This is a genomic window from Yersinia proxima (assembly GCF_902170785.1).
Classification (GTDB): domain Bacteria; phylum Pseudomonadota; class Gammaproteobacteria; order Enterobacterales; family Enterobacteriaceae; genus Yersinia; species Yersinia proxima.
The window spans coordinates 83,836-110,288 of the sequence record NZ_CABHYG010000004.1 but is presented as its reverse complement, the minus strand read 5'-3'; the positions used below and the strand labels follow the sequence as shown (position 1 = coordinate 110,288).

Here is a 26,453-nt window from a genome sequence, read left to right as displayed (position 1 = left end):
GCAAAATACCCAATCGAACGTTCGTTCTAGTTGTGTTCGTAAAAAAAAGATACTGAAATTAGCACCTAACAAATTGAATTATTTGATATTCAGCAGACCATTCATCATTGCTGTGAGCGTTGTTCTCAGTTGCTCTGGTGTGGTATTTGTACTCAGATTGGTATCTGCGAGTATGCCGTAAGTCAGTGATAACAGTAATCCGGAGGCCGCGTTCAAATCGACATCTGGGCCGATAATGCTTTGTTGCTGGCTGATTTTCAGATGGGATATTATCAACTCGATAATGGCGTCGTATTTGCGATGTAACATAGCGGCGACCACGGGGTTGCGCATTCCTTCAGCCATAATTTCCAACACCAATGAACGTTGGGTACGATCCTCTTCTAACACTGCAATCATATTGTCGATAGTTTTCTGGACAATATTATCGCCTAATGTCTCCTCTGCGAAGCGCGCAAAGGCTCGGCTCTGATCTTCCAGGATGATTTCTTGAATTAAGGCTTCTTTACTGGGGAAATGGTGATAAAGGGTGCCGGGACTCATATCGCAGGCTTTACAGATACTTTTCATTGATGCGCCGTGGAAACCATCTTTAGCAAAACAGGTTCTTGCGGCAGCTAAAACACGGCTTTTGGTGAGCGATTGTGGCTTGATATCTGCAGTGGTCACGATTCCTTATTCCTTTTTAGGCCGATAATATGAATTCTGCTCAGTTAATGGAGCATTTTGACATATTAGTTGGGTTAGATAATAACCCTATTTTAGATAAGTACTTTTACCTCACCTCACCGCGAGTGGAGCAGCAGTTATCCTGGAAAACCAGGGCCAGGCCCACATATCAGGCAAAAAAAACCCTTACCAATCTCATTTGGTAAGGGATGCCAATTCGGCCAACACCAGGGAAACATTATAACCGTTTATTTATCATACGATTAATTTAGGTTACTGACATGACTTAAGTCAAGTTTATCAAAATTACATTAATATGTTTAATGTTTATATGTCTTTAAAGAATATTTTTTATGCTTTTATTGAAATTCATGTTCTTTATAAGTGGTGAAGTGGGGTAATTGGCATTAGAGCAGCAAGGCCAGAATCAAGTTGTGTTCATATCGTTAGAGTTGCCTAAGTTGTCCAACAAGGTGACTTGCAAGCCATAAGAATCAGATAGGGTAATACGAAGGTGATGGAACTATGCACGGGATTGATAGCCATCTGAATGTAAAGCCATCCAGATGGCAGGGTGGAATTGTTCTTGATGAACGGTGAGAAGTGCCCTGGTGTTGGCGAAAATATATTCTTTGTAGACTAACTTTCTTGACGCTACTGCGCTAAGATACTAGCTCTTGTATATTTAAAACGAATTCTATAAAGCAAAAACAGTTTAATTAACATAGGGGTATAATAATAGCTAGCCTTAGGTCTAGTTATCTAAACTATACTTTGGTCTAGGTTTTCTGTTATCGGGCATCAATTTTATATAAGAAATGTTTGTGAGGGTATGTTATACCGCATTTTCTATTGAAAACAATGCGATAAAATTGTATTGTTATATTATACATAGAGTAGAATTGGCCTATTATGATAATTGACTATTTTGATAACGAAAGTATTAATGAAGACATAAAGAACTATATTCAACGCAGAATAAAGGCCTATGGTGATCTTCGTTATTCTTATTTAGTCATGAATAAGAAAACCCCTCTGCATCCCACAATCATTTCTAATTACCCATTAGAGTGGGTAAAAAAATATAAAAAGAACAGTTATCATCTTATTGATCCTGTTATTTTGACGGCGAAAGACAAAGTTGCCCCCTTTTCCTGGGACGATAACTCTGTCATCAATAAAAAATCAACGGACTCTGCAGTATTTAAGTTGGCCAGAGAATATAATATTGTTAATGGTTACACTTTTGTGCTCCATGATAATAGTAATAATATGGCAACGTTAAATATTTCCAATGTAAGCGACGACAGCATCTCTTTTGATGAACGCATTGAAATAAATAAAGAAAAAATTCAAATGTTACTTATCTTCACACATGAAAAGATGTTAGGTCTTTACCAGAGTAACAATGATAAGAATGATAATCGGAACATACAGATAGAACAACGATACATATTCTCGCCAAGGGAAAATGAAATTCTATACTGGGCCAGTGTCGGTAAAACCTATGCCGAAATTTCAATTATATTGGGAATAAAAAGAAGTACAGTTAAATTCCATATTGGCAATGTTGTTAGAAAGTTGGGCGTTTTAAATGCCAAGCATGCAATAAGGCTTGGCATAGAATTGAAATTAATTAAACCTGTTTAATAATACCAGGGACAATCATTGGCCAGGTTTCGAGAGTAGTTGGTTCAACCTGATGTATTTTTAATATTATATTTATCAGTTGTTGTTGACTATTATTATCAATACCCAGGTGTAAAAGATAAATAACTTCATTTTTCTCTGACTCACCTTGGTTCAATACCGTAATATTCCAACCCGAGCGTTTCAGTAGTATAAACATTCCTCGGCTGACTACCGTGAGTATCCCTTTATGCCCACGATCTCTGGCGTAATTCACCATAGCAAGAAACAGTATTGTACTGAGGGAGCTGTTATTGCCTACCAGATCTCTTGCTAATGTTTTTTCAACAAAGAATCGGCTGGATTCAATAAAACCATCAATAGGTAAGTTCACATCAGAAAAGTAAGGTGCGAATGGTCCTGTAATCATGGTTGGATATTTCATATCAATAAATCGAACACTGCAAACAATAGTATCGTCTATTGTTCCTAATATATAATTAGTGTTCTCATCATCATATTGGTCGCTTTCTTTGCCATCAATGCAGGTTACTTTCCAGTCCAGTCGATCTTTAAATGTTATTTTTCTAAGTGAGAAGATCTCATCTAACTTCCTTTCAGGCATATTATTAAAATTTACGTTAAAGAGTTTTAACATAATAAAAACCAAAGTTATTTAATTAAAACAACATCGTACACGATCTCTATCTATGAGTGCAAACATTGAACGAGACTTAGTGAGTGGAGTAATAACATACCCACTCTCCCTGTATTGTACGTTTATTATACAAACAGAGGGTCGTGTTTAAAGATTTTTGGATCACGATAAGCTATAGGTGCGAGGCAATAGAATTGTCGGGATCTTTTTAGGAGAAAAGTGACATTAAACAGGATTTTTATACAATAAATGGTTATAACGAAACAATGTTTCATTTCTTCTCTAAAAAGGATGTTGACGTGGACCGGAGTCCTCCGCTGTTTACTAATAAAAAATTTGTTTTCCTCGTCGCAACGTTTTGTTGCCTGCTCTGGGGCAGTGCCTATCCCGCCATAAAAAATGGCTATGCACTGTTCCATATTGCAGCTGATGATATTCCGAGCAAAATGGTGTTTGCCGGGTATCGTTTTTTATTGGCAGGTTTGGTATTACTACTTTTTGCTGTAGCCAGCGGTAAGGCTATTGGTCGCCTTAAGAAGGGCCAATATAAGCAAATTGCTATTTTAGGACTTACACAGACAACATTGCAGTACGTCTTTTTCTATATTGGCCTGGCATACACCACTGGTGTTAAAGGCTCCATCATGAATGCGACCGGTACATTTTTCAGTGTCCTGTTGGCGCATTATATTTATAAAAATGACCGACTGACTTTCAATAAAATCATTGGATGTGCTTTGGGGTTTGCCGGTGTCATGGTGGTCAATTTTGGCTCAGACTTGATGGACTTCAATTTTTCCCTGATGGGAGAGGGCTGTGTTGTGTTGGCCGCTTTCATCCTATCTGCCGCCAGTATTTATGGTAAACGTATTTCGCAAACCATGGATACCACTGTAATGACCGGCTATCAGTTAGCCATTGGTGGTCTGGTTTTAACGCTGGGCGGTTATCTGTTTGGCGGACATTTGAGTGATTTTGGTTGGCAGGCTTTATTACTACTGGCCTATCTGGTGCTGTTATCGTCGGCAGCTTTTGCACTTTGGAGTTTACTGCTTAAATATAATCGGGTCGGCATGGTGGCCCCATTCAATTTCCTTATCCCGGTTTCTGGCGCGGTGTTATCGGCTATTTTCCTGAATGAAAGTATTTTGGAATGGAAAAATGCTATTGCACTGGTGTTGGTATGTGTGGGTATTGTGTTAGTTAACAGAATTAAGCAGGGCAGAAGTTAGATATTGTGGTTGTACCAGATATCTGGGTGGTAATAGTGGTGTGCTAATCGGGTAAATAAATATTGGTTAGCACACCCATCTGGTAATAATGAATACTGTAATTATCAGGCCTTATCGGTCACTATTTTAACCCCGACCCGGCTCACGCGGTCAGATTCCATTTCGGCAATGGTCCACGTCAGTCCATCCCACTCTATCTGGTCACCAATAACCGGTTCACCACCGAAGAGATAGAGCACGAACTGACCGAGAGTTTGCTGCTTATCGATTCCCTGTTCCAGATTAAGGCCATAAATCTGGGAGATATCGTCAAGTTTTGCATCTGCATCGAGAATAAAGTCACCAAAGAAGCGCTCATCCAACTGGATACTGGGTGACTGACTAAATAGTTTTCCTAATGTGGGCAGGTGGTGTTCCTGACCTATAACGCACAAAATGTCGCCTTCTTTCAGGCGGGTATTACCGTTGGGATGTAATAAGTCTTTACCTCGAAACAGTGCCGCAATACGGGTTTCCTGCGGCATTTTTAAATCACGCAACGCTGCGCCGATACACCATTTATCGGAGCTGAGTTGGTAAATAAACTGTTCCCACTGGTTATTCTTATCAATGTCTAAACCAATACGCGCCACTGGAGCGAGAGCAGGTGGCACTACCAATTTTGTTTTGCGCGCAGCAAATGACAAACTGGTGCCTTGTAATAGCAGTGAGACCAGCACAACAAAAAAAGCGACATTGAAGAATAAATTCGCATGGGGAATACCGGCCATCATGGGGAATACTGCCAGAATAACCGGAACAGCACCGCGTAAACCGACCCATGAAATAAAGATACGTTCGCGCAGATTAAAACTGGGGAAGGGAAGTAAGCCGATAAACACTGACAGTGGCCGGGCGAATAGAATCATCCACAAAGAGAGAATCAATGCCGGAATGGCAATCGGCAACAACTCGCTTGGATTGAGCAATAACCCCAACACCAGGAACATGCCAATTTGACTGAGCCACGCTAACCCATCGAAGGTCTGTAAAATACCCGCGCGGTTGCGGATGGGGCGGTTGCCAAGCATCAATCCACAGAGATAGACCGCCAAAATACCGCTGCCATTCATCGCGGTGGTGAGTGAAAACACCAAAATACCGCCACTGACTGCCAGTAATGGGTATAAACCGCTGGGTAATTCTATCCGGTTGATAAGCGACAACAGCAAACCACCTCCACCCAACCCGATGATAATCCCCAAACCAAATTGCTGAATTAGATGCACCAAAAACATCCAGCTCAGGCTGGATTCACCGGCGGAAATCATAGAAATCAAAGTAATGGTCAGAAATACGGCCATCGGGTCGTTACTGCCTGATTCTATCTCCAGAGTGGCACTGACCCGCTCGTTGAGGCCTTTGCCGCCTAACAGTGAGAAAACGGCTGCTGCATCGGTTGAACCTATGATTGCACCAATCAATAAGCCCTGAATAATATCTAAATCAAACAACCAGGCTGCTGCCAAACCGGTCAGGCCGGCAGTGATCAACACACCTATGGTTGCCAGCGACAGGGCAGGCCACAATGCGACGCGAAAGGAGGATGCTCGGGTACGCATACCGCCGTCTAACAGAATGACGGCCAATGCCAGGTTACTGACCAGATACGCGACAGGATAATTATCGAAGGCAATTCCACCGATGCCATCGGTGCCCGCCAACATGCCAATGGCCAAAAAGATGACCAAGATGGGTATGCCCAATCGTGAAGAGAGTGAGCTCAGTAAAATACTGGCTCCCACCAGCACTGCGCCAATCAAAAAAAGGCTGTTAATAGTGATGGCGTCCAATGTGGGAGATCTCCTGATGTGAAAAAGCGGATAGGCCGAAATATTATACACAGATTTAGAGGTGTCGATGGGAAGAGATGACCTAATTCAATGTGTTAAATAAAACTATCAGACTGCTGACAAACCCTAAGGACTCGATCTTGCAAGGTGAAAGTAGGTAGAAGAGTAAAGCGTCCGCGTCAGGGAAGGGTTTACGGCGTCTTTACGTTCACTATGACAGACACTTTGTCATTAACCTCAAAGCTATAGCTGTTGTATATAGGAGAGGATAGAGAGGTATGGCCAGTTCGCTCACCTTTCATTGCCCAGCGGGGAATCAAGGGTGAGCGTTGGATGAAAACTAGTCGCGTTTTAGTGTTGCCAATGCTCTTTTCAGGGCTTCAGCCGTCACTGATTTTTCTTGTTCAGGAAGACTATTGACAGAAAGTTGTGAAAGCTCATTGACTAATACACTGCGATCTTTGCCGGTGATCGCGCTATCCAGTGCACCGCTAAGGCGACTCACCAAAGCAAATAAGGTGCTGAACTCGGTGACTGGCGTAGTATCAGATGTGGGATTATTCTCAATAGATTCTTGCTTACTCATCACAATTCCTCTTTTTGTTGTCACTGCAAGTGAAACAAATCCTGATAAGGAATATACCCGTCATACTTCAAGCTGCATGTGTGTTGGCTGCCTTCGGTCACCCCAATCACTTACTTATGTAAGCTCCTGGGGATTTACTCAGTTGCCGCCTTCCTGCAACTCGAATTACTTAGGGTATAACAGGATAGTTGCTCTGAAAGTAGAGCGCACAGTGAGGCATTTGCCATCCCGCATCCACATGATGGCCTGACAGTGTAGCGGTTTTATGACCAAAACGGTATGCGGATGAATCAATCGATTAGCAATAACATTATTCATTTGGATAATACTTTGATTACGCCGTTTGCTGCTGCGGCTTGCCTGAAAATAAGAATTTTAGTAAAGGAATACGGCGATGTACCTCATACAACATAAACGAAACCAGGCAAACAAAGACCATTCCTAGTATGAAACCCAGTCCGTTATTGTCAATTTGTGGTGTCACGAAAGCACCATAAACTAACGTCAAAGGATGATGAACCAGATAGATGAAAAGAGAGGCATTGACCAGATAAGTCACCCGCGCAGAAGGGTAGTTGAGTAATCGATGCCCAAGAGAATAGACTACGTTGGTCATGGTCACACCGATTAATGCTTTGATGATGAGATCCAATTCAAAGGCAAAAAACTCAGCAGTATTAATATGTTGATTTAAATAGTAAGCGCCAAACAATAGCACTGAAGCCACTAATGCACCCGGTGAGAAAGTGAGGAATATCTGCTTGAGTGGTGGATAAATAAAGCTATAAGCCCCCAAAAGAAAGAAGGGCAGATAAAACAGTGTTTCCATAAAAAAGAAATTGAAGAGGCTATTAAAAAGTATTTCAGGGTTAAGAAGAAATATTACTCTCCGGATGAGCGAATAAACGAACACAAACACAAACAATGATAGTGAGATTTTTCCTATGTTATTCATTCCTTTTATCAGAGCAGGAATTGAATGCTGTTTATTCTTCATTTTCTGAAACAGATAAAAACAGATGGCAGTTAACAATGCGAGCGTTAACAAAAACCATAAATGAGAAACAACTTCCCAAATAGCAATATTTATTTTTTGATAAATTGTAAATGAATCCCAATCTTGTAATTTATTGGTGTAATTCTTAAGTAAGAAGAATTGGGGGATAGTAATGAGTGGAATAGCGGTAACGAGAGGAATAACCACGCGTTCCAGGCGCACCTGAAGCCAGCGCCGGCGCTCATAGCGCTGATACAACATGAACGAAAAATAGCCGGAAATAACAAAAAAAACCTGCATGCGAAAAGCATGGATAAAATCATTCAGTAGGGTAAATGCTAATGAAGGATGGCTGCTATTCACCGCCCAATGATTGTTGGAGTATATAAGAGAAAGATGAAAAGGAATGCCGAGTAACATCAAATAGGCGCGGATGGCGTCTAAAAAGTACTCCCGTTGGTTAGTGTTTTTTTTCATACATATTCGCTAGTTATTCTCGGAATTAGAATAATGTATCCGATTTTTCCCAGAATGTTTTATTATCGTAATTATTCATTGGTAACTATATACGTTATCAATGGATCAGTGTGACGAGAAACACTACTATAAGGGTTAATGATTTTCCATAGCCTATTTTAGGCTGGCTTGTGGCTTAGCCACTGGTTTAAACAATGAGCTCGCAGTGTCACTTCAGGTTAAACAATAATCTGGATTTATCTGCTTGACCTGCTGGATAAACCGTCAATAATTTGGCTGTTGCGATTTAGGGGGAGATGTGGGAGTTAATATTTTGTCGAACGTCAATAGAATGTCAAAAGGGTCACGCGCGATCAGCGTCAGATGGCTGGGGGTCACTCTCTTGCTGTCATTATTCACTTCTCAGGCCATGGCTTTCTCGTTAGATGATGTGGCTAAGCAGGCACAAGCCCTGGCGGGGAAAAGTTTCGAAGCGCCGAAAAGTAATCTTCCATCACAATTTCGTGAAATGAAATTTGCCGACTACCAGCAGATTCAGTTTAACCATGACAAATCGTATTGGAACAAACTGGATACGCCGTTCAAGTTAGAATTTTATCACCAAGGGATGTATTTCGACACACCGGTGCAAATCAATGAAGTTACGGCCACCAGTGTGAAACCTATCAATTATAGTCCAGACTATTTTAACTTTGGCTCGGTCAAGCATGATCCTGAGTCAGTGAAGAACTTGGGTTTTGCCGGTTTCAAAGTGCTATATCCCATTAACAAAGCGGATAAAAAAGACGAAATCGTCAGTATGTTGGGCGCCAGTTATTTTCGTGTGATTGGTAAGGGCCAGGTTTATGGTCTTTCTGCGCGCGGGCTGGCAATTGATACGGCATTGGCCTCCGGTGAGGAGTTCCCTCGTTTTCGCGAGTTCTGGATTGAACGACCAAAGCCTAATGATAAACATTTAGTTATCTATGCATTGCTGGATTCCCCGCGTGCAACTGGCGCTTATAAATTCATTATCTATCCGGGGCGTGACACCACTATTGATGTGCAGGCGAAAGTTTTTCTGCGCGATAAAGTTGAGAAACTTGGGATTGCACCATTAACCAGTATGTTCCTGTTTGGCCCAAGCCAGCCATCTGCGGTGCTGAACTATCGCCCAGCGTTGCATGATTCCAACGGCCTTTCTATTCATGCTGGTAATGGTGAATGGATTTGGCGACCACTGAACAATCCTAAACACTTGTCAGTCAGCACTTATACTATTGAAAATCCGAAAGGGTTTGGTTTGCTGCAACGTGGCCGTGAATTCGCTCAATATGAGGATTTGGACGACCGTTACGATTTACGGCCAAGTGCCTGGGTTGAACCACGTGGCGATTGGGGTAAAGGTAAAGTTGAGCTGGTGGAAATTCCGACGGCAGATGAAACCAACGATAACATCGTAGCGTTCTGGACTCCGGATGTCCTGCCGGATGCTAAAACTTCGCTTGATCTGAATTACCGTCTGCATTTCACTCGTGATGAAGAGAAATTACATTCACCAGATGTGGCTTATGTAAAACAAACTCTGCGTTCAACCGGTGATGTGAAACAGTCGAATCTGATTCGTGAGCCAGACGGTAGTGTCGCTTTCCTGGTTGATTTTGTTGGCCCGGTGTTGAAATCACTCGATGAAAATGCGCCACTGGCTTCGCAGGTCAGTATCGATGACAACGGTGAGTTGATCGAAAACAGTGTTCGTTACAACCCAGTGACCAAAGGCTGGCGTTTGACACTGCGGCTAAAAGTTAAGGATGCCAAGAAACCAATAGAAATGCGCGCTGCGCTGGTTAACGGCGATAAAACCCTGACTGAAACCTGGAGCTATCAGCTACCTGCCGATGAATAAGTCAAATCAATCTCCTGTACAGGATTATATTGCCAACTTGCCCCTGACTGCGCAGCAGCAAGGGGCGTTGCGCGATGCTTTACCCGAGGATCTGCTGCTGACCAGCACACCTGATGCGATCCCTCGGGTTCATCAACAATTGGCGGCTGGCACTGCTGACAGTGTAAAATTCAGTGAGCAAGACAGTGCATTGGCTTCGGTCAATGCCCGTTTGCAAGCTGCATGGCCTGATGCGTTGGATGATGGCAAGCTATTGGCGCAAGACGACGAAGGGCGCACAGTTATTCATGCCACGCCACCGATCAAACGCACCAGCATGGCACCGCAGGCCTGGCGTACCAATCCAGTTGGGCGTTTTTGGGATTCATTACTGGGCCGCAGCCCTGTTTCACGTGCACAAACACATGAACAGGCTCTTGCCGAGAAAAAATGGCGTAGCGTCGGTTCTCTGCGCCGCTATATCTTGCTGATATTGATTGTGTTGCAAACCGCCATTGCGACCAGCTATATGAAGACCATTCTGCCTTATCAGGGCTGGGCATTAATCGATCCGTTCGAAATTTGGAAACAAAACTGGCAGGTTTCGGTCATGCAGTTGCTGCCTTACTTACTGCAAACCGGCATTCTCATTTTGTTCGCTGTGCTGTTTTGTTGGGTCTCCGCTGGCTTCTGGACCGCGCTGATGGGGTTCCTGCAATTACTGATTGGTAAAGATAAATACAGCATTTCTTCCACTATCAAAGGGGATGAAGCGTTAAATCCGGCACATCGGACGGCGCTGATTATGCCTATTTGTAATGAGGACGTGGAGCGAGTATTTGCGGGTTTGCGCGCGACTTATGAGTCGGTAGCGGCCACGGGGCAGCTTGAGCACTTTGATATTTATGTGCTAAGCGACAGTTATGACCCTGATATCTGTGTGGCGGAGCAAAAAGCCTGGCTGGAATTGTGTCGTGATGTTGATGGGCATGGCCGTATTTTCTATCGCCGCCGCCGCCGCCGGGTAAAACGCAAAAGTGGTAATATTGATGACTTTTGCCGCCGTTGGGGCAGCCAGTATAGCTATATGGTGATTCTGGATGCCGACAGCGTGATGAGTGGTGGGTGTTTGACCGGGCTGGTGCGGCTGATGGAAGCCAATCCGAATGCCGGGATCATTCAGTCTGCACCGAAAGCATCCGGTATGGATACGCTGTATGCCCGAATCCAGCAATTTGCGACCCGTGTTTATGGTCCACTGTTCACTGCCGGTTTGCATTATTGGCAGTTGGGCGAGTCCCATTATTGGGGCCATAACGCCATCATCAGGGTGAAGCCGTTTATCGAGCACTGTGCACTGGCACCATTGCCAGGTGAAGGCTCATTCGCCGGTGCCATTCTCTCTCATGACTTTGTCGAAGCGGCATTAATGCGCCGTGCCGGATGGGGTGTGTGGATTGCCTATGATCTGCCGGGCAGCTATGAAGAATTGCCGCCTAACTTACTTGATGAGTTAAAACGTGACCGCCGCTGGTGTCACGGCAACCTGATGAATTTTAGGTTGTTCCTGGTTAAGGGGATGCATCCGGTACATCGGGCGGTGTTCCTTACTGGCGTTATGTCCTACTTATCAGCACCGTTGTGGTTTATGTTCCTGGTGTTATGTACCGCGCTGCAAGCGGTGCATACTCTGATGGAGCCGCAGTACTTCCTGCAACCGCGCCAGCTGTTCCCGGTATGGCCTCAGTGGCGGCCGGAATTGGCGATTGGTCTGTTCTCCACCACTTTAGTGCTGCTGTTTTTGCCTAAGTTACTCAGTATCATTCTTATCTGGGCCAAAGGGTCGAAAGAGTACGGTGGGCCGATTCGTTTGTTGCTGTCAATGCTGGCGGAAATGCTGTTCTCCGTATTACTGGCACCGGTTCGAATGCTTTTCCACACGGTTTTTGTGGTGAGTGCCTTCCTCGGCTGGTCAGTGCAGTGGAATTCACCGCAACGCGATGATGATGCTACGCCGTGGAGTGAAGCTATGGTGCGCCACGGGCCACAGTTGATGCTAGGTGTGGTTTGGGCCAGTGGTGTGGCCTGGCTGGATTTGCGTTTCTTGTGGTGGTTATCGCCCATCGTTTTCTCGCTGATCTTATCTCCGGTGGTTTCGGTTCTGTCCAGCCGCCGTACCTTGGGATTGGCTAGCAAACGGGCGAAATTATTCCTGATCCCTGAGGAATATAATCCGCCAAGGGAATTGGTCGCGACAGAAGAGTATCTGAAACTTAACCATCAGCGAGCGCTCAGCGACGGTTTCTTCCATGCGGTGATGAACCCATCCTATAACGCGTTAGTCAGCGCGATGGCAACGGCTCGTCATCACACGCGTGCGATTATTGAACAATATCGTGCCGAGCGGGTGGCACAAGCGCTTCAGTTAGGGCCGGAGAAATTGGCCAAATTGCAGCGCTTAGAATTGCTGAGCGACCCGGTCATGATTTCACGCTTGCACCAGCAAGTTTGGCAGCAGCCGGAACAGTACCCAATTTGGAACGGCCATTATCGCCAACTGGCGCATAATCTGAAGGCCCTCCCCGCCGCGAAATAGCGGGTAGGTCAAAATAGAAAAATGGGCTGAGGGATGGCCCATTTTTTCTGTGAATATGAAATTTTCTGTGAATATGAAGAGCCGATTGAATCCATGTCTACCTTGATCCACCGCTGGCATTCCTTGATGCGCATTATCATCCTCGGGGCCGGGATTATGTTGTTATCCGGCTGCGGCAGTATTATCAGTCGCATCGTGCCGGGACAGGGGCATGGACACCAATATTACCCCGGTGTGCAATGGGATATGCGCGCCGGGCCATGGAAATATGTCACGGTTATTGATGTCCCATTATCAATGATTGTTGATACCTTTATGCTGCCGATTGACGCTCATCACGGCCCCTATGAATAACAGCAGGTGACCTCTGATGCCATCTCAACCCGCCAAATCGCTCGACTCATCTGTTTTGCCAGCAACCTCAGTGATGCGCGTCGCCAGGCCTACTGATAACCTTAAATTAATCAGTGAGATGTATTGCCGAGGTCTGGGTTTTTCTGAACTAGGCAGTTTTGCCGATCATCAGGGATTTGACGGTGTCATTTTGGGACACCCACATCACGTGTACCATCTGGAGTTCACTCATCATCGTGGTGTTCAGGTAGGGCGGGCGCCGACGTCGGATAACCTATTAGTATTTTATCTGCCAGACGAGAAGCAATGGCACAGTCAGTGTCAGCAAATGTGTGCTGCGGGTTTTTGTCAGGTGGCGTCTTATAACCCGTATTGGGATGTGAGCGGCAAAACCTTTGAAGATATCGATGGTTATCGAGTGGTGCTACAGCAACGTGAGTGGGTTGTGTAAGGTTCAGGTGGTATCCTGAATGAAAATAACCGCTACAGGGGCGGGTTGAAGTTAATGAGAAAGTGCCCGTATCGGGGAAAACAGGCAGATCGTAAAGACGCCGTAAACCCATCCTTGGGGGCTCGAGCCGCGCCATCCCTGGCGCGGACGCTTTACTCCTCTGCCTGCCTTCACCTTGCAAGATCGAGTTATCGGGGTTTGTCCGAATTCTGAGCCCGCCACTGGGGCGGGTTGAGAAATGCGACAGATTAAGTCTTGGCTATCAGGCGGTTTGCTGGCCCTGAGTGTTGTTCATCAACCGGCGAATAGGCACGATAAGCAATATCAATACCGCGGCACAGATAACCAATGCAATGGAGCAACGGGCAAACAGGGTTGGCAGCATATCAAGTTGATCCGCTTTAACATGACCCCCAATCAAGCCCGCTGCCAGATTGCCCAGTGAACTGGCGCAGAACCACAGCCCCATCACTTGACCGCGCATTCTGTCTGGTGCCAGTAAGGTCATCGTCGCCAGCCCGATAGGGCTAAGGCACAATTCGCCTAATGTCAGCAGCAGAATACTCATCACCAACCACAATGGTGAAACACCCGCGCCACCGCTGCTGAGAACATGTTGTGCGGCGTACATCATCACGGCAAAACCTGCCGCAGCACATAAAATACCAATCACGAATTTAGTGATACTGCTGGGTTGAATCTTTTTCTTCGCCAGTGCTGGCCACGCCCAACTGAATACCGGTGCTAACAGAATGATAAACAGCGCATTAATTGACTGGAACCAGACTGTCGGGATTTCAAAACCCATCACCATACGGTCGGTATAGTCGTTGGCAAACAGGTTAAATGAGGTGGGTTTCTGTTCAAAGGCAGACCAAAAGAAGGCCGCAGAGACTAACAGGATGAAACACACCAATAAACGGGCGCGATCTTTACGGCTCATTTTGGCAAAAGCGAACAGATAGACAAAATAGAGTGTTACGGAGGCGGCAATAACATACACCAGCAAGCTGGCAATCATCACCGGATTAATGGGGATAACGCCCTGTGAAATAAGCGCAATAATCACTACCACCACCGCCATAATGGCGGTAACCCATTTGCCGACACCCTGACGCTGGTTGGTCGGTTTATTCCAGCTTGAATCCAGACCCACTTCTGCGTCATAGCGCTTCATGGCCGGTATGGCAAAACCACGGAAGATAAGTAATGCCACCAGCATCCCAATCCCGCCAATACCAAAGCCCCAATGCCAGCCGTGAGTACGCAGCAACCAGCCAGAGAGTAGCGGTGCGATAAACGACCCCATATTGATACCCATATAGAACAGTGAGAAACCACCGTCGCGACGGGCATCACCCGGCTTATAGAGGGTGCCGACCATAACCGAGATACAGGTTTTGAACAGGCCGGTACCCAGAACAATAAACACCAAACCGACAAAGAACAGGTCATTGCCGAAGAAGGCCGAGAGGGCAATGGACAGATGTCCCAATGCAATCAGAATCGAGCCGTACCAAACTGCGCGCTGTTGGCCCAACCAGTTATCCGCTAACCAACCGCCGGGCAATGCTGCCAGATACATACTCCCGGCAAAAATCCCGACGATAGCTGAAGCCTGTTCGCGGGGCAGACCCATACCACCATCAAAAACGGTGGCAGCCATAAAAAGAATTAAGAGAGGACGGATGCCGTAGAACGAGAAACGCTCCCACATCTCGGAAAGAAATAGTCCACTGAGCGGATAAGGGTGCCCAAAGAACGTACGACCGCCAGGGGTGTTAATAGAGGTTTGCATAAAGTCTTCCCATAGAATCGCCTTAAAATGAGCGAATAAACCCGTCATACTTCAAGTTGCATGTGCGTGGCCGCCTTCGCGCACCCCAGTCACTTACTGATGTAAGTCCCTGCAGGTTTACTCAATTGCCACCTTCCTGCAACTCGAATTATTTAGAGTGTAATTATCATCGAGTGCTATCTCATTGGCGCGTTGCCAGTGGTCTGAATTAACACGCGTTACAGTAGAATTTAACGCAATAATAACGTCATTTTTTAATTTCCACCGGGGGTTATATCGTATTTTTAGATGAAAAGTCGATACGCATTACAATTATCAATCAGTTTAAACTGAATCTGATGGTTCTTTTCGCTGTTATTATGTGTGTTTTTGGGGCTTTTATGCTGAAAAAACGCACAAGCATAGGCGCTTTTATTAAGAATAATGCGTGGTTTCTGTACGGTGGGGTTAACTATCTTGCCGCTGTTGGACTTCGCGCTGCTGAGCTTTTAATGGTTGGCGTTGTAGACACCAGTAAGAGTAAAGGGCGTTAAACAGCACGACCCCCGCCGTGACACAAAATACCGCGCGAAAACCATAGCTGGCAGATACCGCCGCACCGAGCAATGGGCCACTGACATTACCTACATCACGGAATGATTGGTTATAACTGAAAATTCGTCCCGCGACCTGATTGGTACAGTTATAAATTAGCAAGGTTTGCACTGCAGGCAACAATGCACCATCTGTTGCACCTAATAAAAAGCGCAAAATACCCAGTTGTAGCGGGGTTTGAACAAAGGCCATCGGGATAAGAATCAGCACAGATAATGCCAACATGGCGATCAAAATGCGCTCTGGCCCGATTTTATCTCCCAGCTTGCCTAATCGAGGTGCACTTATTAATGCAGCTACTCCGGGTACTGAGGCAATCATGCCACTGACAAAGGCCAGATTATGAATGTCTCCGGCCAGTTCACGTACATACAGTGTCAAGATGGGCGCAATCGAACCGGTCGCAATCTGAATGATCATGGTGGTGACAAACAGACTAAGGATTAACTTAGGGTTTTTCAGTGAGTTAAATACCTGCCGCCCATTGAGCATGTCTTTTTTCAACACCGGAGCAAACTGCTCTCTGACATAGAACCAGGTCATAACAAAGCAGGCGAATAACACCCCGGCGGTAATAAAGAATACCGGTCGCAATCCATAATTATCTGCCAGCAGCCCACCAATCAGTGGCCCGATTAATGCGCCACTGACTCCGCCGGTTGAGAGTGTACCTAGCGCCCAGCCACTTTTATTGCGCGGCACTTGGGTGGCAATCAGCGCGTTGGCATTAGGAATAAATCCGCCCAACAACCCCAACAGGGCGCGTAAGGCCAAAAACTGCCAAATATTCTGCGCCATCCCCATCAGCACCATCACAATCCCCATGCCGAGAGCCGATCGCAGTAGCATGATTTTCCGGCCTTTACGGTCGGCAAGGCTACCCCAGAAAGGTGCGGCAATGGCTGAAAACAGGAACGTAATACTGAACACCAGACCCGACCACATGTTCAATGACTGGTGGCCGCTCACCCCTAATTCCTCCACATACAGTGGCAAGAATGGCATGATCAAACTAAATGCTGCACCGGTTAAAAAGCAGCCTAACCAGGTGACAAACAGGTTTCTTTTCCAGTTAACAGGTAGTGGTGCCGGGGTCATAAATTACCGATTAAGCAAGGGATTGCTTCTCAAAAGCTGATCACTTTGCGTCTCTTTATTCGTCAATAGGGGCGTTTGAAGGGGCAACAAAGTACAAGAATAAAACAGTTAGCTTGATAAGTATGCGCTTATAGAGCATTCACATCAATGAGATGAATGTTAGTTTTTATTAAAATGGAAAGAGGGTTTGAAATGTGGAGATATACTTATTCCATTTGGTGATAATGGAATAAAAGGCCACTGCACCAGTGGCGCAGCAGCTTTTTTATCACATCAGCAGAGTGATGTTGGTTATCAGCGATAGGCTTCATTTTTGGTGACGGAATAACGACCACTACCCAGCAGCATAATAGCGACGCCGCCGAGGAAGTACATCGCTTCGTTTTCCAAACCCCATGCGCCCACTTGGGTCAGGGTGAAGAACTTACCAGTACCGACCATCAATACTGCCACCAGCAGGTTAACCGCATAAATAAATGCGGCTGGGCGGGTAAACAGACCAAGAATAATCAGAATCGGGGTCACAATCTCGCCAATGTAAACACCATAAGCGACAAACCCGGGAATGCCCTGTTCCTGTAAAGACGCGGCGATCCAACTGGTGCCGTGCTGAATTTTTGCCACACCATGAAATAACATTAAAACACCGAACGTAAGGCGTAATAACAGTTTGCCGCCGTTCGGGTGATCCGTAAGCCGTGTGAACCAGAGGTTGAGAGTTGCCAGCATATATAGATATATCCTTATCAAGAAACATATACCCGTCATACTTCAAGCTGCATGTGCGTTGGCTGCCTTCGCTCACCCCAGTCACTTACTTATGTAAGCTCCTGGGGATTTACTCAGTTGCCGCCTTCCTGCAACTTGAATTATTTAGGGTATATCCAGAAAATAACTCAGAGAAATTAACTCAGTATCGTCAGACTAGTACTATATTTCTATTGGATAATACTGACAGATTGTATCAAAAAAACTGATGTAAACTAATTCTCATTATCATTGGTTATATTATTTTGATCTAAGCTAATTACTCATATAGCGAAGGAGCGCCCTCTGGCCGGGTTTTAAAACGCCGGTGGAGCCACATGTATTGATCCGTCGCGCGTTCAATCTCTTTCTCGACCACTTTATTCATAAATGCTGCAGCTTCGACTTCATTATCCAGAGGGAAGTTATCCACCGCTGGCTGTAAAAGCAGCTGATAGCCTTTCCCATCCGGTAGTCGGCGCGGGGTGAAAGGAATAATGGCCGGTTTACCCATGCGCACCAGCAGATAAGTCCCGGTGGTGGTGGCGGCTTGATCAACGGCAAACAGCGGCACAAACACACTGCTGCGTGGGCCGTAATCATGGTCTGGTGCATACCAGATAATCTCACCCTGTTTAAGGCTGCGGATCATCCCTTTGAGATCTTTGCGATCCAGCATGGCTTTGTTGGAGCGCATCCGGCCCCAAGTCTGCATCCAATCCATCGCTTTATTATCATGTGGCCGATAGACACCAATCCCTGGATTGTAGATGCCAAAAATACGCGCCCCCAGCTCCAGCGTCAGGAAATGCAATCCTATTAACAAAACCCCTTTACCTTCATCGCGCGCTTTTTGGATATGTTCCAGCCCGCTAACACTGCACCAACGCTCAATACGCCAATTGGGCCAAAACCATGCCATACCGGTCTCAAATAGCCCCATGCCGACGGATTCAAAATTCTTCACCAGCAGTTCGTCTCGTTCACTTTTGGGCATATCCGGGAAACACAGCTCCAGATTGCGCTGCGTAATGCGCTTGCGTCGCTTAAGAAATCGCATGGAAAAGCGGCCAAGGGAGGTGCCCATAGCATAAATCACCGGGTAGGGGAGTAGCACCAGCAGGTAGAGAATACCGAGGCCGAGCCAGGTCAGCCAATAACGTGGATGTAGTAGTGAGCGATTAAAAGAGGGAACTTGCATATCTGTTTTCATCGTCCTTGTTATTCGTTCGGACAGCTATTGATGGTGCACTAGAGTTCATAAAAGAACCTCAATAGGCCCTGTACCAACCTGTTTATCTGTCGTTTTAAGGTAGACTATTGTGGCATTTTTAGCGGCTTACAGGAAAAAAGACCGCACCAAAAAGCCATTTTTATGCCCTTTTGTTGAAGTTTTCATCAGATTAATTACCTGTTTGATTGTTATATGACCAAGGTCAATTCGGCTATTTTATCGGATTTAATAGGCTGACTAATTCGGCCAGACTATTGACGGCCATTTTTTCCATCACTTTGGCGCGATGGACTTCGACGGTGCGAACGGAGACACAGGCTCTATCCGCGATATCGCGATTAATCAAACCTTGCATTACCCATTGGGCGATCATCTGCTCCCGTGGGGTCAGTGAGGCATAACGCAGTTGTACCTGTCGGCGGGTGACAAGTTGTTCCGATTGCACAAAACCCTGTTGTAACGCTGCGATTAACGGTGCCGTAGCGACCGGTTTTTGTAGGAAATCGACGGCTCCTAATTTCATTTGCTCGACCGCTTGTGGCACTTCACCGTGCGCGGTGAGAAATATCACCGCCAGAGTACTGTTTAACTGGCGCATCCGGGCATAAACCTCAGTGCCATCAAGCAATGGCATGCGAATATCCAGCAATACTACGCCGGGCTGATATAAATCGGCTTGTGCCAGAAAACGGTCGCCCTCATGCCACACTTTCACTTTGTAGCCGAGGCTTTCCAGTAAAAAACGGCAGGCATCAGTAACAGCAATATCGTCATCAACCAGGTGAATCAGTGACAAAACTAAACTCCTTGCTTGGGTTAAGTGGCAACGTCACGATGACATGCAACCCCATATAGCCATTGGTGGCAACCTGATTGCGTAATGTCAGATTTCCGCCCTGGCTGTTTATTAGCCGCTGGCAAATCACCAGACCCAGGCCGAGGCCTTCACTTTTGCTGGAGCGGAAAGGGGCAAAAGGTTGGCTGAGTTGCTCTGAGGTCAATCCTCCGGCATCATCTTGCAATGTCAGTGTCACCGCGTTAGCTTGCTGATGAGCACTAAACCATAACTGCCGCGCACCTGCTTGCAAACTATTGGTTATCAGGTTGCATAACACCTGATCCAGTAAGGTCGGCGGTAAATGTAGCGCGATCTGTGGGTCAATATCGGTATGTAGCTGGCAAGGCGGTTGATGTTGCTCTGCCCCTAATAATTGCCACAGATGCAACAGCAGTTCTGGCAGCGGCTGGCTGGTGGTCGCCCTGTCAGATGTGGGGGATTTCCCTGCCCACAAGCGCAAGTTAGCAATGGTATCGGCCCCGCGTTGAGCCTGCTGACTGATCTGCCCGAGAATGGGTAATAACGGATGATCCGCTTGCTCTCGTTGCAGGCGAATAGCGCAGCCGTCGGCATAATGTTGAATAGCAGAAAGCGGTTGGTTCAGTTCATGAGCAAAGCCCGATGCCATTTCGCCCAGAATACTCAGCCGTTGGGCTTGTTCCAATGCGCCCTCCTTGATTCTGAGTTGCTGGTGTAGTTGTTCAAGCTGGCGACTGCGGCGGCGCACCAGAAAGGCGACCCAAATATGATTAGCGCCGAGCAGCAGCAGAATCAGCGCAATGGCGGCAATCAACAGCCGGTGCTGCTGCGCCCAATCGAGAATTTGTTGCCAGAAATAGGGCTGTTGCGGGTGCTGATTGACCGAGCGCAACAGGGTTTCAACCTGGCTGGTAGAGGAGGGGGCGCCCCACTGTGGGGCCTTGCTGTCAGCGGGGTTGAGCAAAATTCGCGTCACATTATCGGCTAACTGATCTGGCACATGTGACAGCGCGGCAAATGACCAGTTTGGGTACAACTCGGTGCTGGTCAGGCAGGGGATAGTGGCTTGTTTTGCCAGTAATGGCCGAAAATCGCGGGCATGCACCAACCCTTCAGCTTGCATATCTTCCAGCAAGCAAGTGGGGACAATAGCTGCAGAAATGGCGCGATCACGCAGCAAATAAATTAGTGCATCTACCGGAAAGCCAGAAAAATGCAGCTTGAAATCCTGTTCAGGTTGTAACCCTGCGTCGCGTAATGCTTTGTATCCCAATAAGTAACCGCCAAAAGCCTCAGGTGACACCGCGCCGACACGTTTGCCTGTCAGCCCCAGTGGTGAGTGGATATCACTGTCAGCCCGCACCAAAATGACACTGCCAATCACATTGCGACTGGTGCCATCTGGCTCATGACTTGAGCGCAAAGACACTAACCAACGCAGCGGAAAGTGGCTATCAATCTGCACATATTGCGCCGGATTGGTGAGCAGAAAATCAATTCGATTCTGCGCCACGGCGTTTTTCATCGCATGTAAGTCCAGCGGCAATAACTGAAAATGCTGATCCGGCAGTTGTTGATTCAAATTATCGACCAACGGTTGCCAATGTGCTTGTGCCTGAGCATCGCCGCGCAGTGCCAGCACACCAATCGTCCAATCATGGGCGTGGGCGGCAGAAATACAGCCAAACAGCATTATCGCCAGCACTCTGAAATACATGCATGTTCCTTTTTTATGATCCCCGTCGCAGGGTGCAATTGTCCTGGATCAAGTCCCTAAAGGGAATGTGGAAAACCACAATAGGGCTTCTGCTCATCGATTTCTACACTCCCTGTATCAAGAAGAGGGTGAGAAAAAATGGATCAAGGGAAGAGAGCATTTCTACAGCGTCTGGGGGTGTTAACAGCCGGAACCGCACTGGTGCCATTAGCTGATGCGGGTTGGCAGATGGAGCCGGTGCGCAAACAAGGTGATATCAAACGGCGCTATGCCATGTTGATTGATTTACGCCGCTGCATTGGTTGCCAGGCATGCACCGTCAGTTGCGCCATTGAAAACCAACTGCCGCAAGGCCAGTTCCGCACCACTGTTAATCAGTATCAGATTGCGCTATCGGGGGCAGAAAGTGTCACTAACGTATTACTGCCTCGTTTATGTAATCACTGTGATAACCCGCCTTGTGTGCCGGTCTGCCCGGTACAAGCCACTTATCAGCGGCAAGACGGCATTGTGGTAATTGATAATACCCGCTGCGTAGGTTGCGCCTATTGTGTGCAGGCTTGCCCTTATGAAGCGCGATTTATCAATCACAGCACTCAAACGGCAGATAAATGTACTTTCTGTGTTCACCGCCTTGATGCCGGATTATTGCCAGCCTGCGTGGAGTCCTGTGTCGGTGGGGCGCGGATTATTGGTGACTTGCGTGATGGCAACAGCACATTGCGCAACATGCTATTGGAGCATGCCGCTGACATCAAAGTATTGAAGCCGGAGCAAGGTACCCATCCACAGGTGTTTTATCTCGGACTAAACGAGGTGTTTACTCAGCCATTACCAGGCCAACCAGCGCTCTGGCAGGAGGTTCATGCATGATCCAGGAAACGATGATCCGTGAAATTCTGGCTCGCCCGCAGGATATCGCCTGGCTACCTTGGGCCGTGCAATATTTCTTCTTTATTGGGCTGGCGTGCGGCGCGGTGCTGTTTGCGGGCGGGCAGCGCATCTGCGCCCGTCAAGGAAAGTTGTCCGCGCAGCAAAGTCAATGGGAGTTCGCCGCACTGATGCTGGCGGTGACCACCGTTATAGTTGCCCCTCTGGCGCTAAATGCGGATCTTCATCAACCGGCTCGTGTTTGGCATTTTTATGCGCATTTCACCCCATGGTCGTGGATGTCATGGGGTTCCATTTTTTTGCCGCTGTTTAGCCTGTTGGTTATGGGCTATTTTCTGGCGCTGATTTATAGCCGGTTAAAGGCCAAACCTTTGCCACGGCTGCTGGCCGGGTTGGCACTGCTTTGTGGGCTTTCCGCCATCAGCATTTTGCTTTACACCGGGCGAGAGGTATCGATATTACGCGCCCAACCGCTGTGGTTTAGCTGGTGGTTACCGCTGTTTATTTTCCTGACTGCCTGTCAAGCCATTCCCTCTTTGTTGGCGCTATGGCTATGGCGTGAACCGCAATATCAACGCCCGCTGGCGCGCTGGCAACTGATCAGTTTAGGGGCGCTGGCATTAGTTACGCTGCTATGGGCCAGCGGTAATAACCCTTCCGCCCAAGCTCTGCGCCATTGGGCTGTTCAGTCGCCATTCATCGCACTATTTCCGCTGGTGCTGTGGTTGCTGTTATTCGGGTTGGCTCTATTCAATGGCAGAAAAACATTATCCACTCCCGTGATAGCAACTCAGGCATTGATCGCACTGACATTGTGCTGGTCAGTGCGCTGGTTGCTACTGATGCAAACGCAAACCTTGCCTAAATACAATGTGTTAGCCAACCCTTACACCTTGCCGTTGGGCAGCGAAGGATTGCTGGCAATTATTGGCACTTTCGGATTATGGGTCGCAGCAATCATTGCTATCCGCGAAGGTGTCAAATGGCTTGAACAAAAAGTAACAGGTGCAAACCGAGTGGAAGGGGAAATACATCATGGCTAAGTCTACACGGCGTCAATGGTTAAAGGGCAGCTTAGCCTTGGGTGGCGTAATGGCGTTTGGTGCCAGCTACCATGCGGTCGCGCGCAAAACACTGGCTGGATTGGTGGACGGCAGTGCGGGCAAACTGACACTTGACCCCATCAGTGGTAATGCTTTGCCAACAGAAGGACGAGTCGGACCACAGTGGCAAGCCAATCCTCAGCAGGCTGTGTCCATGACACAATGTTTTGGCTGTTGGACGCTATGCGGCTTACGGGTGCGGGTCGATACCCAGCAGAACAAGATCCTGCGCATCGCTGGTAACCCTTACCACCCCTTATCTCATGACCACCACTTCCCCTATCAATTACCGGTAGGCGAAGCGCTGCAACGTCTTGGCGGTGAGCAGGGCATGACCGGGCGCTCAACCGCTTGTGCCCGCGGGGCAACCCTGTTGGAAGGTGTCGATAGTCCTTACCGCATCACGGAACCGATGAAGCGAGTGGGGCCGCGCGGTAGTGGTAAATGGCAGCGTATCAGTTTTGAACAATTAGTCGCCGAGGTGACCGAGGGCGGCGATTTATTTGGTGAGGGGCCGGTTGAGGGGCTGCGCGCTATCCGTGATCTGGCTACACCGATTGATGCTAAGCAGCCCTCTTTAGGCCCGAAAGCTAACCAATTGCTGGTAACCAATGCCGGTGATGATGGGCGAGATGCTTTTATTCAGCGCTTTGCTAATCAGGCATTTGGCACCAAAAACTTGGGTAGTCACGGTGCTTATTGTGGGCTGGCCTACCGTGCCGGTTCTGGTGCGTTGATGGGGGATTTGGACAAAAATGCCCATGTTAAGCCTGATTGGGATAACGTCCGTTTCGCCCTGTTTTTGGGAACTTCACCGGCGCAATCGGGTAACCCGTTTAAACGTCAGGGGCGACAGTTAGCCAATGCCCGCCAACGGGATGATTTCAATTATGTAGTGGTCGCTCCTGCTTTGCCGCTGACCACCACACTGGCCAATCAGCATAACCGCTGGGTTCCGGTGCTGCCGGGAACCGACGCCGCACTGGCGATGGGAATCATCCGCTGGATTATCGAACAGCATCGGTTTAACCACGCTTATCTTGCCATTCCTGGAGAAATGGCGATGCAAGCCGCCGGGGAGCGCAGTTGGACTAATGCCAGCCATTTGGTTATCACCACAGAAACCCATCCGCTGGCGGGGCAGTTTTTACGCGCCAATATGTTGAGTGGCGAACCCGTCGCTGAGGGAGAAGAAGGCCCGGTATTAGCGCAAGCCATCGATGGAGCGCTACAACCCGCCGCTCAGATGTTACAGGCCGAATTGTTCGTCACCCAAGACGTCACCTTGCATGATGGTCAAAAGGTACAAGTGCAATCGGGTATGACATGCCTGCAACAAGCCGCCGCGCGCTTTACGCTGGCCGAATACAGTCAGCAATGCGGCGTGCCGGAGGCAACAATTATTGGTTTAGCCCGCGAGTTCACTGCTTATCAGCGTCAGGCTGCGGTGATTTCACATGGCGGTATGATGGGGGGCAACGGGTTTTACACCACCTGGGCAGTCATGATGTTGAATGCCATGATTGGTAATCTCAACCTGAAAGGCGGCGTGTCGGTCGGCGGTGGTAAGTTTGATGGTTTTGCTGATGGGCCACGTTACCAGTTAGCCACCTTTGTCGGCATGGTTAAACCAAAGGGACTACCGCTATCGCGCAGTAAACAGCCTTATGAAAAGTCAGAAGAATATCAGCAGAAAATCCAACAAGGGCAATCAGGTTATCCGGCCCGTGGCCCGTGGTATCCGTTTGTTGGCGGGCAGTTAACCGAACAATTAGCCCCAGCGCTGGCGGGTTACCCCTATCCGCTGAAAGCCTGGATAAGCCATATGACCAACCCGCTGTATGGGGTGGCGGGTCTACGCAATCTCATTGAAGAGCGGTTGCAAGACCCCCGTCAGTTACCCTTATTCATCGCTATCGATGCTTTTATGAATGAAACCACCGCGTTGGCAGATTATATCGTGCCGGACACGCATAATTTTGAGAGTTGGGGGTTCAGTGCGCCGTGGGCTGGTGTGCTAGTGAAGGCCAGCACCGCTCGTTGGCCAGTGGTGGAACCACGCACCGCCCGCACCGCACAAGGTGAACCGGTGGCAATGGAGAGTTTCTTGATTGCTGTTGCCAAGGCGATGAAGCTACCAGGGTTTGGGGCCAATGCCATGCAGGACAGTGAGGGGAATAGTTTGTCGCTGGATCGCGCGGAAGATTATTACTTACGCGCGGCGGCCAATATTGCCTATGGTGGCGAAAAGCCGCTGCCAGCGGCTGCTGATGACGAATTGCGCCTAACGGGCGTCGATCGTCTATGGCCTGCACTTCAGCGTAGTTTGTACCAAGACGAGCAGCGGCGTGTGGCTTATTTGCTGGCGCGTGGTGGGCGGTTTGCGCCGTATGAGAAAAGCTGGAACGGTGACGCTACCGGGCCGCAATGGAAAAAACCACTACAAATCTGGAATGAAAATGTGGCGAAACATCACCATGCCATTACCGGCGAGCGCTACAGCGGCTGCCCGACCTGGTATCCGCCGCGCCTGGCGGACGGCTCAGATGTGTTCCAGCATTATCCGGCAGCCGACTGGCCATTACGCTTGATGTCATTTAAATCTCATCTGATGAGCAGCTCAACGGCGATGATTGAGCGTCTACGTGCGGTCAAATCCACCAATCTGGTGGCGATCAACCCGCAAGATGCGCAGCGCAATGGTATTCAACATGGTGATATTGTGCGGTTAATGACCCCAGGAGGGCAGATGGAGGTGCAAGTCAGTCTATTGGATGGCGTTATGCCTGGTGTTGTTGCCATTGAACATGGTTATGGTCATCGCGAAATGGGCGCCAGAACCCACACACTGGATGGCGTAGTGATGGCGTCAGACCCACGAATCGGCCAGGGAAGCAATTTGAATGATCTCGGTTTTACTGATCCCACCAGAGAAGTCCCCAACACCTGGCTCGATTGGGTGAGTGGTGCGGCAGTCAGGCAGGGGCTACCGGCTAAATTGCAACGAATAAGCTAATACACGACAATTTAAACCGAAGAATAAATAAATCCCTCTCACTTGCAGAGGGATTTTTTATTTCTGCGTTATGATAGTGCTGGTGTATTTATT

The 26,453-nt window shown here is 47.7% G+C and carries 20 protein-coding genes; 9 read left to right on the top strand and 11 right to left on the bottom strand.

What is annotated here, in order from left to right:
- Positions 1 to 78: 78 nt before the first annotated feature.
- Positions 79 to 669, bottom strand: a complete 591-nt coding sequence (locus FTB31_RS02565) for a TetR/AcrR family transcriptional regulator (RefSeq protein WP_050078109.1) — start codon at positions 667 to 669, stop codon at positions 79 to 81.
- Positions 670 to 1,581: 912 nt separating this feature from the next.
- Between FTB31_RS02565 and yenR the strand changes: the two genes are divergently transcribed.
- Entirely contained in the window at positions 1,582 to 2,319 is a 738-nt protein-coding gene (yenR, locus tag FTB31_RS02560; protein ID WP_050078107.1) for a LuxR family transcriptional regulator YenR, read from the top strand.
- Here the strand turns inward: yenR and FTB31_RS02555 are convergent.
- Complete coding sequence (locus FTB31_RS02555; protein WP_227731077.1) at positions 2,306 to 2,956, bottom strand: acyl-homoserine-lactone synthase; 651 nt, start codon at positions 2,954 to 2,956, stop codon at positions 2,306 to 2,308. The two genes, yenR and FTB31_RS02555, sit on opposite strands and share 14 nt — an antisense overlap.
- 299 nt (positions 2,957 to 3,255) lie before the next feature.
- On the opposite strand from FTB31_RS02555, the gene FTB31_RS02550 reads away from it, so the two are divergent.
- Positions 3,256 to 4,188 (top strand): DMT family transporter, encoded by a 933-nt coding sequence (locus tag FTB31_RS02550; RefSeq protein WP_050078105.1) that lies wholly within the window; start codon positions 3,256 to 3,258, stop codon positions 4,186 to 4,188.
- Between the two features lie 104 nt (positions 4,189 to 4,292).
- On the opposite strand, the gene FTB31_RS02545 is transcribed toward FTB31_RS02550, so the two are convergent.
- The 3 genes from FTB31_RS02545 to mdoC all read right to left on the bottom strand — a co-directional run bounded on the left by FTB31_RS02545 (position 4,293) and on the right by mdoC (position 8,080).
- Positions 4,293 to 6,020, bottom strand: a complete 1,728-nt coding sequence (locus FTB31_RS02545; protein WP_077173914.1) for a potassium/proton antiporter — start codon at positions 6,018 to 6,020, stop codon at positions 4,293 to 4,295.
- Between the two features lie 340 nt (positions 6,021 to 6,360).
- Positions 6,361 to 6,606, bottom strand: a complete 246-nt coding sequence (locus FTB31_RS02540) for a hypothetical protein (RefSeq protein ID WP_077294842.1) — start codon at positions 6,604 to 6,606, stop codon at positions 6,361 to 6,363.
- A gap of 334 nt (positions 6,607 to 6,940) precedes the next feature.
- Positions 6,941 to 8,080 (bottom strand): glucans biosynthesis protein MdoC, encoded by a 1,140-nt coding sequence (gene mdoC / locus FTB31_RS02535; protein WP_077173915.1) that lies wholly within the window; start codon positions 8,078 to 8,080, stop codon positions 6,941 to 6,943.
- Between the two features lie 331 nt (positions 8,081 to 8,411).
- Here mdoC and FTB31_RS02530 point away from each other — a divergent pair, with 331 nt between their 5' ends.
- The 4 genes from FTB31_RS02530 (at position 8,412) to FTB31_RS02515 (ending at position 13,345) form a co-directional block, all read left to right on the top strand.
- Positions 8,412 to 9,965, top strand: a complete 1,554-nt coding sequence (locus FTB31_RS02530) for a glucan biosynthesis protein G (protein ID WP_050078770.1) — start codon at positions 8,412 to 8,414, stop codon at positions 9,963 to 9,965.
- Entirely contained in the window at positions 9,958 to 12,540 is a 2,583-nt protein-coding gene (gene mdoH, locus FTB31_RS02525) for a glucans biosynthesis glucosyltransferase MdoH (RefSeq protein ID WP_227731076.1), read from the top strand. The genes FTB31_RS02530 and mdoH overlap by 8 nt, the downstream gene beginning before the upstream one ends.
- Before the next feature lie 93 nt (positions 12,541 to 12,633).
- A complete protein-coding gene (locus FTB31_RS02520; protein WP_032901839.1) occupies positions 12,634 to 12,894 on the top strand; it encodes a YceK/YidQ family lipoprotein in 261 nt (86 codons plus the stop codon).
- Positions 12,895 to 12,910: 16 nt separating this feature from the next.
- Positions 12,911 to 13,345 (top strand): VOC family protein, encoded by a 435-nt coding sequence (locus FTB31_RS02515; RefSeq protein WP_227731075.1) that lies wholly within the window; start codon positions 12,911 to 12,913, stop codon positions 13,343 to 13,345.
- 262 nt (positions 13,346 to 13,607) lie between these two features.
- Here the strand turns inward: FTB31_RS02515 and FTB31_RS02510 are convergent, their stop codons facing one another.
- The 6 genes from FTB31_RS02510 to ttrS form a co-directional block, all read right to left on the bottom strand.
- Positions 13,608 to 15,143, bottom strand: coding sequence for a peptide MFS transporter (locus FTB31_RS02510; RefSeq protein WP_227731074.1), 1,536 nt, complete (start codon positions 15,141 to 15,143; stop codon positions 13,608 to 13,610).
- Positions 15,144 to 15,590: 447 nt separating this feature from the next.
- On the bottom strand, positions 15,591 to 16,835 hold the full coding sequence (gene mdtG / locus FTB31_RS02505; RefSeq protein ID WP_050078774.1) for a multidrug efflux MFS transporter MdtG: 1,245 nt from the start codon (positions 16,833 to 16,835) through the stop codon (positions 15,591 to 15,593).
- Positions 16,836 to 17,129: 294 nt separating this feature from the next.
- Entirely contained in the window at positions 17,130 to 17,564 is a 435-nt protein-coding gene (locus FTB31_RS02500) for a DoxX family protein (RefSeq protein WP_050078775.1), read from the bottom strand.
- A gap of 298 nt (positions 17,565 to 17,862) precedes the next feature.
- Positions 17,863 to 18,783, bottom strand: a complete 921-nt coding sequence (locus FTB31_RS02495) for a Kdo(2)-lipid IV(A) acyltransferase (protein ID WP_265102029.1) — start codon at positions 18,781 to 18,783, stop codon at positions 17,863 to 17,865.
- Between the two features lie 244 nt (positions 18,784 to 19,027).
- Entirely contained in the window at positions 19,028 to 19,612 is a 585-nt protein-coding gene (gene ttrR / locus FTB31_RS02490) for a tetrathionate respiration response regulator TtrR (protein WP_019083413.1), read from the bottom strand.
- On the bottom strand, positions 19,590 to 21,350 hold the full coding sequence (gene ttrS, locus FTB31_RS02485; RefSeq protein WP_227731073.1) for a tetrathionate respiration histidine kinase TtrS: 1,761 nt from the start codon (positions 21,348 to 21,350) through the stop codon (positions 19,590 to 19,592). Before ttrS ends, ttrR begins: the two co-directional genes overlap by 23 nt.
- 138 nt (positions 21,351 to 21,488) lie before the next feature.
- Here ttrS and ttrB point away from each other — a divergent pair, with 138 nt between their 5' ends.
- The 3 genes from ttrB to ttrA are packed head-to-tail and all read left to right on the top strand — an operon-like array spanning position 21,489 to position 26,360.
- Positions 21,489 to 22,223, top strand: a complete 735-nt coding sequence (ttrB, locus tag FTB31_RS02480) for a tetrathionate reductase subunit TtrB (RefSeq protein WP_227719696.1) — start codon at positions 21,489 to 21,491, stop codon at positions 22,221 to 22,223.
- A complete protein-coding gene (ttrC, locus tag FTB31_RS02475) occupies positions 22,220 to 23,284 on the top strand; it encodes a tetrathionate reductase subunit TtrC (RefSeq protein WP_227719694.1) in 1,065 nt (354 codons plus the stop codon). The genes ttrB and ttrC overlap by 4 nt, the downstream gene beginning before the upstream one ends.
- Positions 23,277 to 26,360, top strand: coding sequence for a tetrathionate reductase subunit TtrA (gene ttrA / locus FTB31_RS02470; protein ID WP_227731072.1), 3,084 nt, complete (start codon positions 23,277 to 23,279; stop codon positions 26,358 to 26,360). The genes ttrC and ttrA overlap by 8 nt, the downstream gene beginning before the upstream one ends.
- The last annotated feature ends 93 nt before the right edge of the window (positions 26,361 to 26,453 follow it).

What these genes read in the sequence shown, in the direction of transcription:
- FTB31_RS02520 (WP_032901839.1), top strand. Translation starts at nt 12,634, where the DNA reads ATGTCTACCTTGATCCACCGCTGGCATTCCTTGATGCGCATTATCATC.
- FTB31_RS02495 (WP_265102029.1), bottom strand. Translation starts at nt 18,783, where the DNA reads ATGCAAGTTCCCTCTTTTAATCGCTCACTACTACATCCACGTTATTGG.
- ttrA (WP_227731072.1), top strand. Translation starts at nt 23,277, where the DNA reads ATGGCTAAGTCTACACGGCGTCAATGGTTAAAGGGCAGCTTAGCCTTG.
- FTB31_RS02515 (WP_227731075.1), top strand. Translation starts at nt 12,911, where the DNA reads ATGCCATCTCAACCCGCCAAATCGCTCGACTCATCTGTTTTGCCAGCA.
- mdoC (WP_077173915.1), bottom strand. Translation starts at nt 8,080, where the DNA reads ATGAAAAAAAACACTAACCAACGGGAGTACTTTTTAGACGCCATCCGC.
- yenR (WP_050078107.1), top strand. Translation starts at nt 1,582, where the DNA reads ATGATAATTGACTATTTTGATAACGAAAGTATTAATGAAGACATAAAG.
- FTB31_RS02555 (WP_227731077.1), bottom strand. Translation starts at nt 2,956, where the DNA reads ATGTTAAAACTCTTTAACGTAAATTTTAATAATATGCCTGAAAGGAAG.
- FTB31_RS02540 (WP_077294842.1), bottom strand. Translation starts at nt 6,606, where the DNA reads ATGAGTAAGCAAGAATCTATTGAGAATAATCCCACATCTGATACTACG.
- FTB31_RS02530 (WP_050078770.1), top strand. Translation starts at nt 8,412, where the DNA reads ATGTCAAAAGGGTCACGCGCGATCAGCGTCAGATGGCTGGGGGTCACT.
- ttrB (WP_227719696.1), top strand. Translation starts at nt 21,489, where the DNA reads ATGGATCAAGGGAAGAGAGCATTTCTACAGCGTCTGGGGGTGTTAACA.
- ttrS (WP_227731073.1), bottom strand. Translation starts at nt 21,350, where the DNA reads ATGTATTTCAGAGTGCTGGCGATAATGCTGTTTGGCTGTATTTCTGCC.
- mdtG (WP_050078774.1), bottom strand. Translation starts at nt 16,835, where the DNA reads ATGACCCCGGCACCACTACCTGTTAACTGGAAAAGAAACCTGTTTGTC.
- FTB31_RS02510 (WP_227731074.1), bottom strand. Translation starts at nt 15,143, where the DNA reads ATGCAAACCTCTATTAACACCCCTGGCGGTCGTACGTTCTTTGGGCAC.
- mdoH (WP_227731076.1), top strand. Translation starts at nt 9,958, where the DNA reads ATGAATAAGTCAAATCAATCTCCTGTACAGGATTATATTGCCAACTTG.
- FTB31_RS02500 (WP_050078775.1), bottom strand. Translation starts at nt 17,564, where the DNA reads ATGCTGGCAACTCTCAACCTCTGGTTCACACGGCTTACGGATCACCCG.
- ttrC (WP_227719694.1), top strand. Translation starts at nt 22,220, where the DNA reads ATGATCCAGGAAACGATGATCCGTGAAATTCTGGCTCGCCCGCAGGAT.